Here is a 12,839-nt window from a genome sequence, read left to right on the forward strand (position 1 = left end):
TCACTCCTTGAATTCGAAGACGAGCTGAAGCACCTCGGACTGGTGCTTGTCGAGCAGGTCGAAGGCTTCAGGGGCCCGGTCGACGGGCACGACGTGGCTGATGAGAGCGCGCGCGTCGACCTCGCCGCGGTGCACGAGCTCCATGAACGTGCGCTGCAGCCGCTCGACGTCCCAGCGGTGCGCCAGCCACGAGGCGACGCCGCCGATCTGCGAGGAGACGAGCTGGACCTGGTTGTGGTGGAACTCCTCGCCGAGCCGCAGGCCGACGCCGTCGCCCTGGTAGAACCCGGCGGCGACCACCCGGCCGCCCCTGCGCACGGTCCTGATCGCCTCGTGCAGGCCGGCGTTGCTGCCGCTCAGCTCGATGACGCCGTCGGCGCCCTCGACGCGCTTGCGCATGAACTCGGCCACCGAGCCCGAGGCGATGTCGAAGGTCTCGGCGGCGCCGAAGCGCCTGGCCAGCTCCAGCCGGTCGGCGATGGCGTCGGCGGCGACCACGCGGGCGCCGCTGAGCACGGCCATCCGGGTGGCGAGCAGCCCGATGACGCCCTGGCCGAAGACGGCGATCTGGTCACCGAGGTGCACGTCGGCGGCGTGCACGGCGTTGAGCGCGATGGCGCCCACGCGGGCGAAGACACCGGTCAGCGGGTCGGCGCCGGGCGGCAGCACGTGGCCCTCCAGCTTGGCGGCCGGGACGACCGCCTCGGCGCGGTGACCCCAGATGCCCCAGACCAGGCTGCCGAGCGGCGGGTCGGCCACGTCGGGCGCGGCCTCGATGACCTCGCCGACCTCCTGGTAGCCCCACCCGGCCAGCGGGTAGGCATGCGTCTGCCCCTCGACGAAGAGCCGGCGCTCGGTGTCCCATCTGCGATTGAGGTACGGATTGGTGCCGCGGTAGGCGGTGAGTTCGGTGCCCGCTGAGACTCCTGAATAGAGAGTGCGTACGCGCACTGTGCCCGGGACGAGATCGGCGGGCGACTCCAGGCCGACGCGGACATGGCCTGGCTCTTCGAAGGTGATGACGCGCATTCTCCACACTTACGCTTAATGATCAAACAGAAGTCAAAGATTTAGTGATTCTTGGTACGCAGTAGTGGCGTTCGTAACACGCTTAAGTCTACGACTTCTGTCGGAGGTGACTGATGAAATTGGGGTTTCTGACAGCGTGTCTTCCGGAAAGCGACCTTACCGACATTGCCCGGTGGGCCGCGAACCAGGGCTACGAGGCTCTCGAAGTCGCGGGTTGGCCGGCTCCGGATGACCGAAATCACATCAAGGTAGATTGTTTCGACGAGGCAGAAAACGCCCGAGTCCGGCGAATCTTCACGGAGACCGGACTGACGCTTTCCTCGATCGCCTATTACGAGAACAATCTTCACCCTGAGCAAGGACCGCAGGTGAACGCGCACGTGATGCGCTGCGTGGACGCCGCCGCCGCGCTCGGCTGCCCGACGGTCGGCACGTTCATCGGCCGCGACCCGGGGCTGCCGGTCCGCGACAACCTCAAGCGCGCCGAGGACGTCTTCGGCCCGCTCGTCGAGTACGCCACCGCCCGCGGGGTCGAGCTGGTCATCGAGAACTGCGTGATGAAGAGCTGGCACCCCGACGGCTATCCCGGCAACCTCGCCTACTCCCCCGAGCTGTGGGAGTGGATGTTCACGCTCGGGCTCAAGCTCAACTACGACCCGTCCCACCTGGTGGCGCTCGGCATCGACCCGGTGGCCGCGCTCCGGCCGTACATCTCGAACGTCGCGCACGTGCAGGCCAAGGACACCCAGATCCTGCCCGGCGCGATCGACCGGCACGGCTTCTACGGCCCGATCAGCGGCGAGAAGGGCTGGTACCGCTTCCGCGTGCCGGGGCTCGGCCAGGTGGACTGGACGCGGGTGATCGACACGCTGTACGAGGGCGGCTACGACGGGGTGGTCTCCGTCGAGCACGAGGACCCGGTGTGGAGCGGAAGCACGGAGAGGGTACGGACCGGTCTCGGTATCGCCTACCGCACGTTGCGCCATCTCGTGCAGGGGTAAGTGCGGCGTATCCCCAATCGGAGGAGCGTGCCATGCCGACGAAGGTAACCGCCGTCCTCTCCGTCGCCCTGCTGGCCGCCGTCTCGCTGGCGGCCTGCGGCGACGACGGTGGCGAGCAGTCAGCGAACAACGAGATCACGGTCTGGACCGAGGAGAACCTCGAGGACCGGATGGCCGTGCAGAACGCGATCGTCACCGAGTTCACCCAGAAGACCGGGATCAAGGTGAAGCTGGTCGGCGTGGCCGAGGACCAGTTCAGCCAGACCATCACGGCCGCGGCGGCGGCCGACGACCTGCCCGACGTGATCGGGGCGCTGCCGCTGTCGGCCGTCCGCGAGCTGGAGGCCAACGACCTGCTCGACACCGAGACGCCGGGGAAGATCGTCGACGGGCTCGGCCGCGACACGTTCTCGCCGCGCGCTCTGGAGCTCGACAGCTCGGGCGGGACGCTGCTCGCGGTGCCCAGCGACGGATGGGCACAGCTGATCCTCTACCGCAAGGACCTGTTCGACAAGGCCGGGCTGCGCCCGCCGGACACGTACGAGGCGCTGCAGGAGGCCGCCACCAAGCTCAACACCGGCGGCGTCGCCGGCATCACGCTCGCCATCGCGCCGAAGGACTCCTTCACCGCGCAGAGCTTCGAGCACATCGCCCAGGCCAACGGCTGCCAGCTCGTGGACGGCTCGGGCAACGTCACACTGGACTCGCCGCAGTGCGTCAAGGCGTTCGAGTTCTACGCGAACCTGGCCAAGAACCTGTCCGTCAAGGGCAAGCAGGACGTCGACTCGACCAGGGCCACCTACTTCTCAGGCAAGGCGGCCATGACGATCTGGTCGTCGTTCATCCTCGACGAGCTGGCCGGGCTGCGTAAGGACGCGCTGCCGAGCTGCGCGCAGTGCCGCGAGAACCCCGAGTGGCTGGCCGGGAACACCGGTGTGGTCACCGCGCTCAAGGGCCCTGACGGCGCCGCGCCCGCCCAGTACGGCGAGATCGTCTCCTGGGTGATCACCCGCGACGCCGCCAAGGACCCGGCCAGCACATTCGTGTCGTACATGATGAACGAGGGCTACGAGCGCTGGATCGGGATGGCGCCCGAGGGCAAGTTCCCGACCCGCAAGGGCTTCGAGGCGAAGTGGGACGCGCTGCCCGCCGGCGTCGACACCAAGAAGCCGCTCGCCGACGTCTACCCCGCCGACGTGCTCGACGCGCTGCGCAAGAGCCCCGACACCTTCGCCCGCTGGGGCATCCCGCAGGGCCAGGGCAAGCTGGTCGGCGCCACGATGGGCGAGCTGCCCGTGCCCAAGGCGCTCAGCATGGTCGTGGACGGGTCGCTGACCCCGCAGGCCGCCGCCGCGCAGGCCAAGGCCGACGTCGAGAGCATCAAGCGCGGGATCAGGCAGTGACCGCCACCGGCACAGGGGAGCCGCGCACACCGGCCGGCTCCCCGCCCCGCCGGCGGCGCATGGGCACGCTGCGGCAGCAAGAGGGCCGCGCCGGGCTCGTGCTCATCTCGCCGACGCTGATCATCACGCTGGTCGTGGTGGTGCTGCCGCTGCTGTGGGCGATCATGCTGGCGTTCCAGGACGCGCGGCTGATCAACATCAGGCGGGTGGGCGTCTTCGGGCACTACACGCTGGAGAACTTCACGTACGTGATCTCCGAGCCCGGCTTCTGGTCGTCGCTGGTCAACACGCTCGTCTACACCGTCGCGGGGACGGCGCTGTCGATCGCGATCGGGCTGGTGACGGCGCTCGCGCTGCGCGACAGGTTCAAGGGCCGCACGCTGGTCAGGGCCTCGATCCTGATCCCGTACGTGGCCCCGGTGGTGGCTGTGGCGTTCCTGTGGGAGACGATGCTCAACCCGCAGTACGGCATCGTCAACACCTGGCTGGACGAGCCGATCGCGTTCCTCACCCAGGCCAAGGGCGAGATCCTCGGCGTGCAGGTGCCGGTCGCGCTGCTCACCGTGATCGCGTTCGAGGCGTGGCGGTACTTCCCGTTCGCGTTCCTGTTCATCCTGGCCCGGCTGCAGGCGCTGCCAAAAGAGCTGGACGAGGCCGCCGTGGTGGACGGCGCCACGCCCACCCAGCGCTTCCGCTACGTGATCATGCCGCAGCTGTGGCGCATCATCGCGCTGCTGTCGGTGCTGCGCTTCGTCTTCACCTTCACCAAGTTCGACGACGTCTACCTGCTGACCGGCGGCGGCGCCGGCACGGAGGTGGTCAGCGTGCGCGTCTACAACTTCCTGACCTCGCGCGACGACATCGGGGCGGCCGCCGCCCAGGCGATCGTGCTGGCCGTCTTCCTGGTCGTCTTCCTGGCGATCTACCTCAGGTTCTTCGCGGGAGGCGAGCGTGAGCAGGGATAGGTTCGAGCGGGGCCTGTTCAGGGTCCTCAGGCCGCTGGTGATCGCGTTCCTCTTCCTGATCACCGCGTTCCCGTTCCTCTACATGGTGATGCTGTCCGTACGCGACATCCAGGAGCTCATCCTCGACCCAGGCTCGCTGTGGCCGTCGGCGTTCACCCTCGACACGTACGTGAACGTGCTGACCAGGCAGGGCTTCCTGACCTTCCTCAGGAACAGCGCGATCATCGCGGTCGCGTCGGTGGCGGTGACGCTGCTGATCTCGATCCCGGGCGCGTACGCGGTGGCCAGACTGCGCTTCTTCGGCCGCCGCCAGGTGCACTTCCTCTTCCTCGCGGTGTACCTGTTCCCGGCGATCGTGCTGGCCATCCCCCTGTTCGTGCTGTTCACCATGATCGGCCTGCGCGGATCTCTTGTGGGCCTGATCCTCGTCTATATCGCGCAGACGGTGCCGGTCACGGTATACATGCTCCGCAACTACTTCGAGACCGTGCCGCAAAGCGTGGAGGAAGCGGCCGCGATCGACGGGTGCACGAGGTTGTCGACCATCTGGCGGGTGGTGCTGCCGCTCTCCAAACCCGCCCTGATGGCCACCGGCCTCTACGCGTTCATGATCGCGTGGAACGAGTTCCTGTTCGCCCTGCTCTTCCTCGTGGAACGGCGGGAGAGCTGGACGGTGTCCCTGGGGCTCTCGCAGCTCGCGGGGAGCATCGAGATTCCGACGACGGTCCTGATGGCAGGGTCGGTGGTGCTCACGCTGCCCATCGTGATCGTGTTCTTCGCCAGTGAGCGACTGCTGACGGAGGGCCTCACCGCAGGAGCGGAGAAGGGATAGACCCCATGCTGACGGCAGGGCAGATCCTCCAGCTCATCCGCCATGGCTCCTGCCGTACCCGTAAAGAGCTCATCGAGCACACCGGCCTGTCCCGCTCGACCATCACCGAGCGGGTCGACCGGCTGATCGCCGCCGGATACATCCACGAGTCCGGCGTCGGCGCGTCCGGGGGCGGGCGGCCGCCCTCGGTGCTCGACGTGCACGCCGCCAGGCGGCTGATCCTGGTGGCCGACCTGGGCGCCGCCCACGCCAGGGTGGCGCTCACCGACCTCGCCGCCCGCTCCATGGCGGAAGAGCGCACCGAGATGCGCATCGAGCTGGGCCCCGACGCGGTGCTCTCGTGGGTGCGCGAGGCGTTCCAGCGCATGCTGGACCGGGCCGGGCGGCCCGCCGCCGACGTGTGCGGCATCGGGCTCGACGTGCCCGGCTCGGTCGATCACGTCACCGGGCACGTCATCAGGTCGTTCCTCATGCCCGGCTGGGACGACCATCCCGTGCGCGAGGCCATCAGGGCGTCCTACGACGTGCCCATCCTGGTCGAGAACGACGCCAACGCGATGGCGCTCGGCGAGTGGTGGTCGTCGTGGCGCGGCACCGACTCGCTCGTCCTGGTCAAGGTCTCCACCGGCATCGGCACCGGCATCGTGCTCGACGGGCAGGTCTACCGCGGCGTCGAGGACGCGGCGGGCAACATCGGCCACGTACGCCTGCGCGAGACCGACGACCGGGTCTGCACCTGCGGCTCGCGCGGCTGCGTGGCCTCGCTGGCGAGCGGCCACGCGCTGGCCTCCGACCTCGGCGTGTCCTCCAGCCGCGAGGTCGTCAGGCTCGTGCAGAGCGGCGACGCCGCCGCCATCGCCAAGGTGCAGGAGGCGGGGCGCACGCTCGGCGTCGTCCTCGCCACCGCGGTCAGCCTGCTCAACCCCGGCGTGCTGGTGCTGGCCGGCGACATGGCGCGCACCAGGGAGCACTACCTGACCGGCATCAGGGAGACCGTCTACCGGCGCAGCCTGCCGTACACGACCCGCAACCTCGAGATCGTCACCAGCTCGCTCGGCGACCGGGCCGGCATCGTGGGCATGGCGGTGATCGTCATGGAGCGCGTGCTGTCGGCGGCCGCCGTCGACACCGCGCTGGCCGAGGCCAGGCGCGACAAGGTCAGCTGAGCGCCCGGCGCAGCTCGCCGGCCGCTTCCGCCAGCGAAGGGCCGTACCACGTGAGCAGCCGGCCGCTGACGAGCACGCAGCGCAGGCCGGGGAACGCCTCGGGGCCGTCGGTCGCGCTGAAGGCGTAGGGCTCGTCAGGCAGCACCACGAGGTCGGGGCGGCGGCCGGCCAGCTCGTCGAGCGGGATCTTGGGGTAGCGCTCGGGGTGGCCGGCGTACAGGTTGTCGACGCCGAGGCGCCTGAGCACGTCGCCGGTGAAGGTGTCGCGGCCCACGACCATCCAGGGCCGCCGCCAGATCGGGATGATCGCCGTACGCCTCGGGCCCTCCCACGGCGTGCTCCACGCCGCGCGGGCCTCGGCCAGCCACCCAGGCGGGTCCGTACGGCAGGCGTGCGTGAACATCCGCTCCAGCGACGCGAACGCCTCCTCCAGCGTCGCGATCCTGGTCACCCAGACGGCGACGCCTGACCTGCGCAGCGCCTCGATGTCGGACGGGCGGTTCTCCTCGGCGTTGGCGAGCACCACGTCGGGCCGCAGCCGCAGGATCGCGCCGAGGTCGGGGTTCTTGGTGCCGCGCACCCTCGCCACGTCGAGATCGGCCGGATGCGAGCACCACTTCGTGGCCCCGACCAGCGCGTGCGGCACGGTGGCCGCCACCGACTCGGTCAGCGACGGCACCAGCGACACGATCCGCCGCACCTCGCCGGGAATCTTTACGGTCGTCCCGGTGTCATCCACATTGACAGCCTAGATCGACGGCTCGATGATCTCTTTTGTCGGCGCCGGGCCGTAGACTCCAGGCAAAGATCGTTACCTCGATGATCGGGAGAAGACGGTTGGAGCAGGAGTCACTCGGTTTCGACCCCAACACCCCCAGCGTGGCCCGGCTCTACGACTACTACCTCGGCGGGAAGGACCACTTCCCCGCCGATCGCGAGGCGGCCGAGCAGATCCTGAAGGTCGCCCCCGAGCTGCGGGCCGCCGCCAGGGCCAATCGCGCCTTCCTGGGCCGCGCGGTGCGTCACCTGGCCGAGACCGGCATCACGCAGTTCCTCGACATCGGCACCGGGCTGCCCACCCAGGGCAACGTGCACGAGGTGGCCAAGAAGGTCGTGCCCGACGCCAAGGTGGTCTACGTCGACCGCGACCCCGTGGTGCTGGTGCACGCCAGGGCGCTGCTGGCCGACCAGGGCGGCGACACCACCGTGATCGAGGCCGACGTGCGCGACCCCGCGGCCATCCTCGCCCATCCCGAGGTGACGCGGACCATCGACTTCAGCAAGCCCGTGGGGCTGCTGCTGGTCGCGATCCTGCACTTCATCACCGAGGCCGAGCGGCCCGACGAGATTCTCGCCACCCTGCGCGACGCGCTCGCGCCCGGCAGCTACCTCGTGCTGTCCCACGGCACCAGCGACGCCAGGGCCGCCGCCGTCGATCGCGGCACCCAGGTCTACCAGAGCGCCAGCGCCCCGCTCACGCTGCGCGGCAGAGAGCGCGTCCGCGAGCTGTTCGAAGGGTTCACGCTCATCGACCCCGGGCTGGTGTGGCTGCCCGAGTGGCGGCCCGAGCAGGCCGACGTCATCGACTTCGTCGACGACCCCGCCTCCTCGCTCATCCTGTGCGGCGTCGGCAGGAAGGGCTGAGCCATGCGCGTCGGGCTGGCCGTCCCGCAGTACGGCAGGTTCGCCTCGCTCGCCAGCGTGCTGGAGGTGGCGCGGGCGGCCGAGAAGATGGGCTTCCACAGCCTGTGGGCCGGTGACCGGCTGCTGACCCCGCTGCGGCCGAAGGACCGCTACCCCGGCGGCGACGGCTCCATCCCCGAGGCCCACCGGGTCTTCCTCGACCCGTTCGCGGTGCTGTCGGTCGCCGCGTCCGTCACCACGTCCGTACGCCTCGGCACCAGCGCACTCAACGCCTGCTGGTACGCCCCCGCCGTGCTGGCCCGCTCGCTCACCACCATCGACCACCTCAGCGGCGGCCGGCTCGACGCGGGCCTCGGGCTCGGCTGGTCGTCCGACGAATACACCGCCGCCGGTTTGCCGTGGCAGGACCGGGCCCGGCGCTACGACGCCACGCTCGACGCGCTCGAGGCCATCTGGACCACCGACCCCGTCTCGTTCGAGCACGAGCTGTGGACGATCCCGCCCAGCCACATCGAGCCCAAGCCGGCCCGACGGCCGCCGCTCTACCTCGCGGGTTTCGCCGAGCCCGCGCTGCGCCGCATCGGTCGGCGTGGCGACGGCTGGCTGACGGCCACGCTGCCCATCCCCATGCTGACGGCGATGTGGCAGACCGTCTGCCGGGCCGCGGAAGAGGCCGGGCGCGACCCCGGCGCGCTGCGCATGATCCTGCGCGCCAACCCGATCGTCACCGGCGACGGCCGGCCGCCGAGGAGCGGCACCGTCGCCGAGATCAGCGCCTACCTCGCCGAGGCGGTGGAGGCCGGGGCGCACGAGCTGATCCTCGACCTCCAGCACACCGCCACCGACGACCGCCACCTGCTCGACCTCGCCGCGTCCTTCCAGGACGAGCTGACCGCCCGCCTCGGCTGACCGCTTACTTGAGGGCCGCGAGGGCGGCGTCGTAGTCGGGCTCCTGGGTGATCTCCGGCACCAGCTGCGAGTAGACGACCTTGTTGTCGCCGTCGAGCACGACCACCGCGCGGGCGGCGAGCCCGGCCAGCGGGCCCGACTCCTGCGCCACGCCGTAGTCGGCGAGGAACTCGCGGCCGCGCATCATCGACAGCGTGGTGACGTTCTCCAGGCCCTCGGCGCCGCAGAAGCGGCCCTGCGCGAAGGGCAGGTCGGCCGAGATGCAGAGCACGGCCACATCGGGGTGCTCACCGGCGATCTCGTTGAAGCGGCGCACCGAGGCGGCGCACACGCCGGTGTCGAGGCTCGGGAAGATGTTGAGCACCTTGGTCTTCTGGCCGAAGTCGTCGAGCGTGCGCTCGGCGAGGTCGCTGCCCACCAGCCGGAACGCGGGAGCGGTGTCGCCGGCCTTGGGGAAGGTGCCGGCGACGGTGATGGGGTTGCCCTTGAACGTGACGTCGGACATGAAAAGCCTCCTGATGACGATGGTCCCCTGATCTTGCCCAGCAGCGCGATCCTATCGACGCCGGCCCGCCGCCCCGGCCCACCGGGTCGTGCTCAGACGTTGCGCCGGTACTGTCCGCCGGCCTCGAACAGGGCGTCGGTGATCTGGCCGAGCGAGCAGTGCCTGGCCGCCTCCATCAGCACCTCGAAGGCGTTCCCGTCGGACATGGCGGCCTCGCGCAGCCGGGCGAGCTGGGCGGACGCCTCGGAGCGGTGCCGCTCGTGGAAGGCGCGCAGCCGGTCGAGCTGCGACTGCTTCTCCTCCTCCGTGCCCCTCGCGAGCTCCAGCTTGTGCGGGTCGGCGTCGTCGGAGTGCGCGGGGTTGCGGAAGGTGTTGACCCCGATGATGGGCAGCGAGCCGTCGTGCTTGCGCGTCTCGTACAGCATCGACTCGTCCTGGATGCGGCCGCGCTGGTAGCCGGTCTCCATCGCGCCGAGCACGCCGCCGCGGTCCGACAGCCGCTCGAACTCGGCCAGCACCGCCTCCTCGACCAGGTCGGTCAGCTCCTCGATGATGAACGCGCCCTGCAGCGGGTTCTCGTTCTTGGCCAGGCCCCACTCGCGGTTGATGATGAGCTGGATGGCCATGGCCCGGCGCACCGAGTCGGCCGAGGGCGTGGTGACGGCCTCGTCGTAGGCGTTGGTGTGCAGGCTGTTGCAGTTGTCGTAAATGGCGATGAGCGCCTGCAGCGTGGTGCGGATGTCGTTGAAGTGCATCTCCTGGGCGTGCAGCGAGCGCCCAGAGGTCTGGATGTGGTACTTCAGCTTCTGCGAGCGCTCCCCCGCGCCGTAGCGCTCGCGCATGGCGACCGCCCAGATGCGGCGGGCCACCCGGCCGAGCACGCTGTACTCGGGGTCCATGCCGTTGGAGAAGAAGAACGACAGGTTGGGCGCGAAGTCGTCCACCTTCATGCCCCTGGCCAGGTACGCCTCCACGTACGTGAACCCGTTGGCCAGCGTGAACGCGAGCTGGCTGATCGGGTTGGCCCCCGCCTCGGCGATGTGGTAGCCGGAGATGGAGACCGAGTAGAAGTTCCTGACCCCGTGCTGGATGAACCACTCCTGGATGTCGGCCATCATCCGCAGCGAGAACTCGGTGGAGAAGATGCAGGTGTTCTGCCCCTGGTCCTCCTTGAGGATGTCGGCCTGCACGGTGCCCCTGACGGTGGCCAGCGTGCGGGCGCACAGCTCGCGGTCCTCCTGCTCGCCGGGGTCGCGGCCGTGCTCGGCGCGGAAACGGTCCCTCGCCTGGTCGACGGCGGCGTTGAGGTAGAAGGCCAGGATCGTCGGGGCGGGCCCGTTGATCGTCATCGACACCGACGTGTTGGGCGCCGCCAGGTCGAAGCCGTCGTAGAGGACCTTCATGTCGTCGAGCGTGGCGATGGAGACGCCGGAGGTGCCGACCTTGCCGTAGATGTCGGGCCTGGGGTCGGGGTCGTGGCCGTACAGGGTGACGGAGTCGAACGCGGTGGACAGCCGGGTCGCGGGCTGGCCCTCCGAGAGCAGCTTGAAGCGCCTGTTGGTGCGGAACGGGTCGCCCTCGCCGGCGAACATCCTCGTCGGATCCTCGTCGTCACGCTTGAACGGGAACACCCCGGCGGTGAACGGGAACATGCCGGGCAGGTTCTCGCTCCGCAGGAACCGCAGCAGGTCGCCGTGGTCGGTGTAGCGGGGCAGCGCGACCCTGGGGATGCGGTTGCCGGAGAGCGTCTCGCGCCACAGCGGCGTGCGGATCTCGCGGTCGCGGATCCTCACCACCAGCTCGTCGGCGCGGTAGCGCTCCTTGAGCGCGGGCCAGGCGTCGAGCAGCGCGCGGCTCTCGTCGCTCAGCTCCCGCTCGGCCTGCTCGGTCAGCTCGGCGAGCCGCGCCGGCTCCGTGCCCTCCCCTGTGCCCTCCCTCGGGCCCTCCCCCAGCAGGTCGCGTACGGCGGCCAGTTGCTGCCTGCGCCTGGCCACCTCCGCCTGGGCCAGCGTCTCGGCGTGGTAGCCGCGCACGGTCTCGGCGATCTCGGCCAGGTAGCGGGCCCTCGCGGGCGGCACGATGGCCGCCGACACCTTCGACGTCCGCCCCTCGACCGGCGCCAGCAGCCCAGGACCCGTCGTGCCGGTGAACAGCAGCGGCTTGAGGTGGTGGTAGAGGGCGGTGACGCCGCTGTCGTTGTAGCGGGCGGCGATGGTGCCGAAGACCGGCATGTCCTCGGGTGCGACGCCGAACGCCTCGCGGTTGCGTACGAGCTGGCGGCGCACGTCGCGCAGGGCGTCCTCGGCGCCGCGCCGCTCGTACTTGTTGATCACCACGGCCTCGGCGAAGTCGAGCATGTCGATCTTCTCCAGCTGCGAGGCCGCGCCGAACTCGGGCGTCATGACGTAGATCGGCACGTCCACGTGCGGCACGATGCCCGCGTCGCCCTGGCCGATGCCGGGCGTCTCGACGATCACCAGGTCGTAGCCGGCGGCCCGGCAGGCGGCGATGACGTCGTCGAGGCAGGCGGGCACCTCGTTGGGCGCGCCCCTGGTGGCCAGGGAGCGGAAGTAGGTCTGCGGGCTCAGGCTGTTCATCCTGATGCGGTCGCCGAGCAGCGCGCCGCCGCCGCGCCTGCGGGTGGGGTCGATGGCGATGACGGCGATGCGCAGCTTGTCGTCGTGGTCCACGCGGAAGCGTCTGACCAGCTCGTCGGTGAGCGAGGACTTGCCCGAGCCGCCCGTACCGGTGATGCCGAGGACGGGCGCGCGCCGGTCGGTGGCGTTCTTCAAGCCGTCCAGCAGGTCGGCGGGGGCTCTGCCGCCCTCGATGAGGGTGATCGCGCGGGCCAGCGCCGCCTGGTCACCGGCAAGCACGGCCTCGGCGGGGGGCGGGTCGCCCAGCTCGACGTCGCACTCCTGGACGAGCTGGTTGATCATGCCGGGCAGGCCGTAGCGCTGGCCGTCCTCGGGCGAGAAGATGCGCGCGACGCCGCGCGAGTGCAGCAGCTCGATCTCCTCGGGGACGATCACGCCTCCGCCGCCGCCGTACACCTTGACGTGGCCCGCACCGCGCTCGCGCAGCAGGTCGACCAGGTAGCTGAAGAACTCGACGTGCCCGCCCTGGTAGGAGCTGATCGCCACGCCCTGGACGTCCTCCTGGATGGCGGCCGTGACGATCTCGTCGACCGAGCGGTTGTGCCCGAGATGGATGACCTCGGCTCCCTGGGACTGGAGGATGCGCCGCATGATGTTGATCGCCGCGTCGTGCCCGTCGAACAGGGCCGCGGCGGTCACGAAGCGGACGGGGTGTACCGGGACGTGCACGCCTGATCACTCCTTCGTGGAGGCTTCACTTACGAAGATACTAGGACGTCCTACTATTT

The 12,839-nt window shown here is 69.9% G+C and carries 11 protein-coding genes; 7 read left to right on the forward strand and 4 right to left on the reverse strand.

Translation table 11 applies throughout. The annotated features are described in order from the left end of the window. On the reverse strand, nucleotides 1–1,029 hold the full coding sequence (locus tag ACFFR3_RS02690; RefSeq protein ID WP_345397415.1) for a zinc-dependent alcohol dehydrogenase: 1,029 nt from the start codon (nucleotides 1,027–1,029) through the stop codon (nucleotides 1–3). 113 nt (nucleotides 1,030–1,142) lie between these two features. Here ACFFR3_RS02690 and ACFFR3_RS02695 point away from each other — a divergent pair, with 113 nt between their 5' ends. The 5 genes from ACFFR3_RS02695 to ACFFR3_RS02715 are packed head-to-tail and all read left to right on the forward strand — an operon-like array spanning nucleotide 1,143 to nucleotide 6,396. After that, nucleotides 1,143–2,030 carry a sugar phosphate isomerase/epimerase family protein gene (locus ACFFR3_RS02695; protein WP_345397412.1) on the forward strand — a complete coding sequence of 296 codons (888 nt, stop codon included), beginning with the start codon at nucleotides 1,143–1,145 and terminating at the stop codon, nucleotides 2,028–2,030. 32 nt (nucleotides 2,031–2,062) lie between these two features. Then, nucleotides 2,063–3,433 carry an ABC transporter substrate-binding protein gene (locus tag ACFFR3_RS02700; protein WP_345397409.1) on the forward strand — a complete coding sequence of 457 codons (1,371 nt, stop codon included), beginning with the start codon at nucleotides 2,063–2,065 and terminating at the stop codon, nucleotides 3,431–3,433. Further along, nucleotides 3,430–4,398, forward strand: coding sequence for a carbohydrate ABC transporter permease (locus tag ACFFR3_RS02705; RefSeq protein ID WP_345397405.1), 969 nt, complete (start codon nucleotides 3,430–3,432; stop codon nucleotides 4,396–4,398). The genes ACFFR3_RS02700 and ACFFR3_RS02705 overlap by 4 nt, the downstream gene beginning before the upstream one ends. Beyond that, nucleotides 4,385–5,230, forward strand: a complete 846-nt coding sequence (locus ACFFR3_RS02710) for a carbohydrate ABC transporter permease (protein ID WP_364378950.1) — start codon at nucleotides 4,385–4,387, stop codon at nucleotides 5,228–5,230. Before ACFFR3_RS02705 ends, ACFFR3_RS02710 begins: the two co-directional genes overlap by 14 nt. Before the next feature lie 5 nt (nucleotides 5,231–5,235). Then, complete coding sequence (locus tag ACFFR3_RS02715; RefSeq protein WP_345397396.1) at nucleotides 5,236–6,396, forward strand: ROK family transcriptional regulator; 1,161 nt, start codon at nucleotides 5,236–5,238, stop codon at nucleotides 6,394–6,396. On the opposite strand, the gene ACFFR3_RS02720 is transcribed toward ACFFR3_RS02715, so the two are convergent. Then, nucleotides 6,389–7,135: a helical backbone metal receptor gene (locus ACFFR3_RS02720; RefSeq protein WP_364378953.1), complete on the reverse strand. Its 747-nt coding sequence runs from the start codon at nucleotides 7,133–7,135 to the stop codon at nucleotides 6,389–6,391. The two genes, ACFFR3_RS02715 and ACFFR3_RS02720, sit on opposite strands and share 8 nt — an antisense overlap. Before the next feature lie 80 nt (nucleotides 7,136–7,215). On the opposite strand from ACFFR3_RS02720, the gene ACFFR3_RS02725 reads away from it, so the two are divergent. Together ACFFR3_RS02725 and ACFFR3_RS02730 are read left to right on the forward strand one after the other, a co-directional pair. Further along, entirely contained in the window at nucleotides 7,216–8,040 is an 825-nt protein-coding gene (locus tag ACFFR3_RS02725; RefSeq protein ID WP_364378956.1) for an SAM-dependent methyltransferase, read from the forward strand. Between the two features lie 3 nt (nucleotides 8,041–8,043). Beyond that, nucleotides 8,044–8,949: a TIGR03619 family F420-dependent LLM class oxidoreductase gene (locus ACFFR3_RS02730; RefSeq protein WP_345397387.1), complete on the forward strand. Its 906-nt coding sequence runs from the start codon at nucleotides 8,044–8,046 to the stop codon at nucleotides 8,947–8,949. Between the two features lie 4 nt (nucleotides 8,950–8,953). On the opposite strand, the gene tpx is transcribed toward ACFFR3_RS02730, so the two are convergent. Together tpx and icmF are read right to left on the reverse strand one after the other, a co-directional pair. Next, a complete protein-coding gene (gene tpx / locus ACFFR3_RS02735) occupies nucleotides 8,954–9,454 on the reverse strand; it encodes a thiol peroxidase (protein ID WP_345397384.1) in 501 nt (166 codons plus the stop codon). 92 nt (nucleotides 9,455–9,546) lie between these two features. Beyond that, a complete protein-coding gene (gene icmF / locus ACFFR3_RS02740) occupies nucleotides 9,547–12,780 on the reverse strand; it encodes a fused isobutyryl-CoA mutase/GTPase IcmF (RefSeq protein ID WP_379482530.1) in 3,234 nt (1,077 codons plus the stop codon). Nucleotides 12,781–12,839 lie beyond the last annotated feature (59 nt).

It is taken from the genome of Nonomuraea salmonea, assembly GCF_042428605.1.
Classification (GTDB): Bacteria; Actinomycetota; Actinomycetes; order Streptosporangiales; family Streptosporangiaceae; genus Nonomuraea; species Nonomuraea salmonea.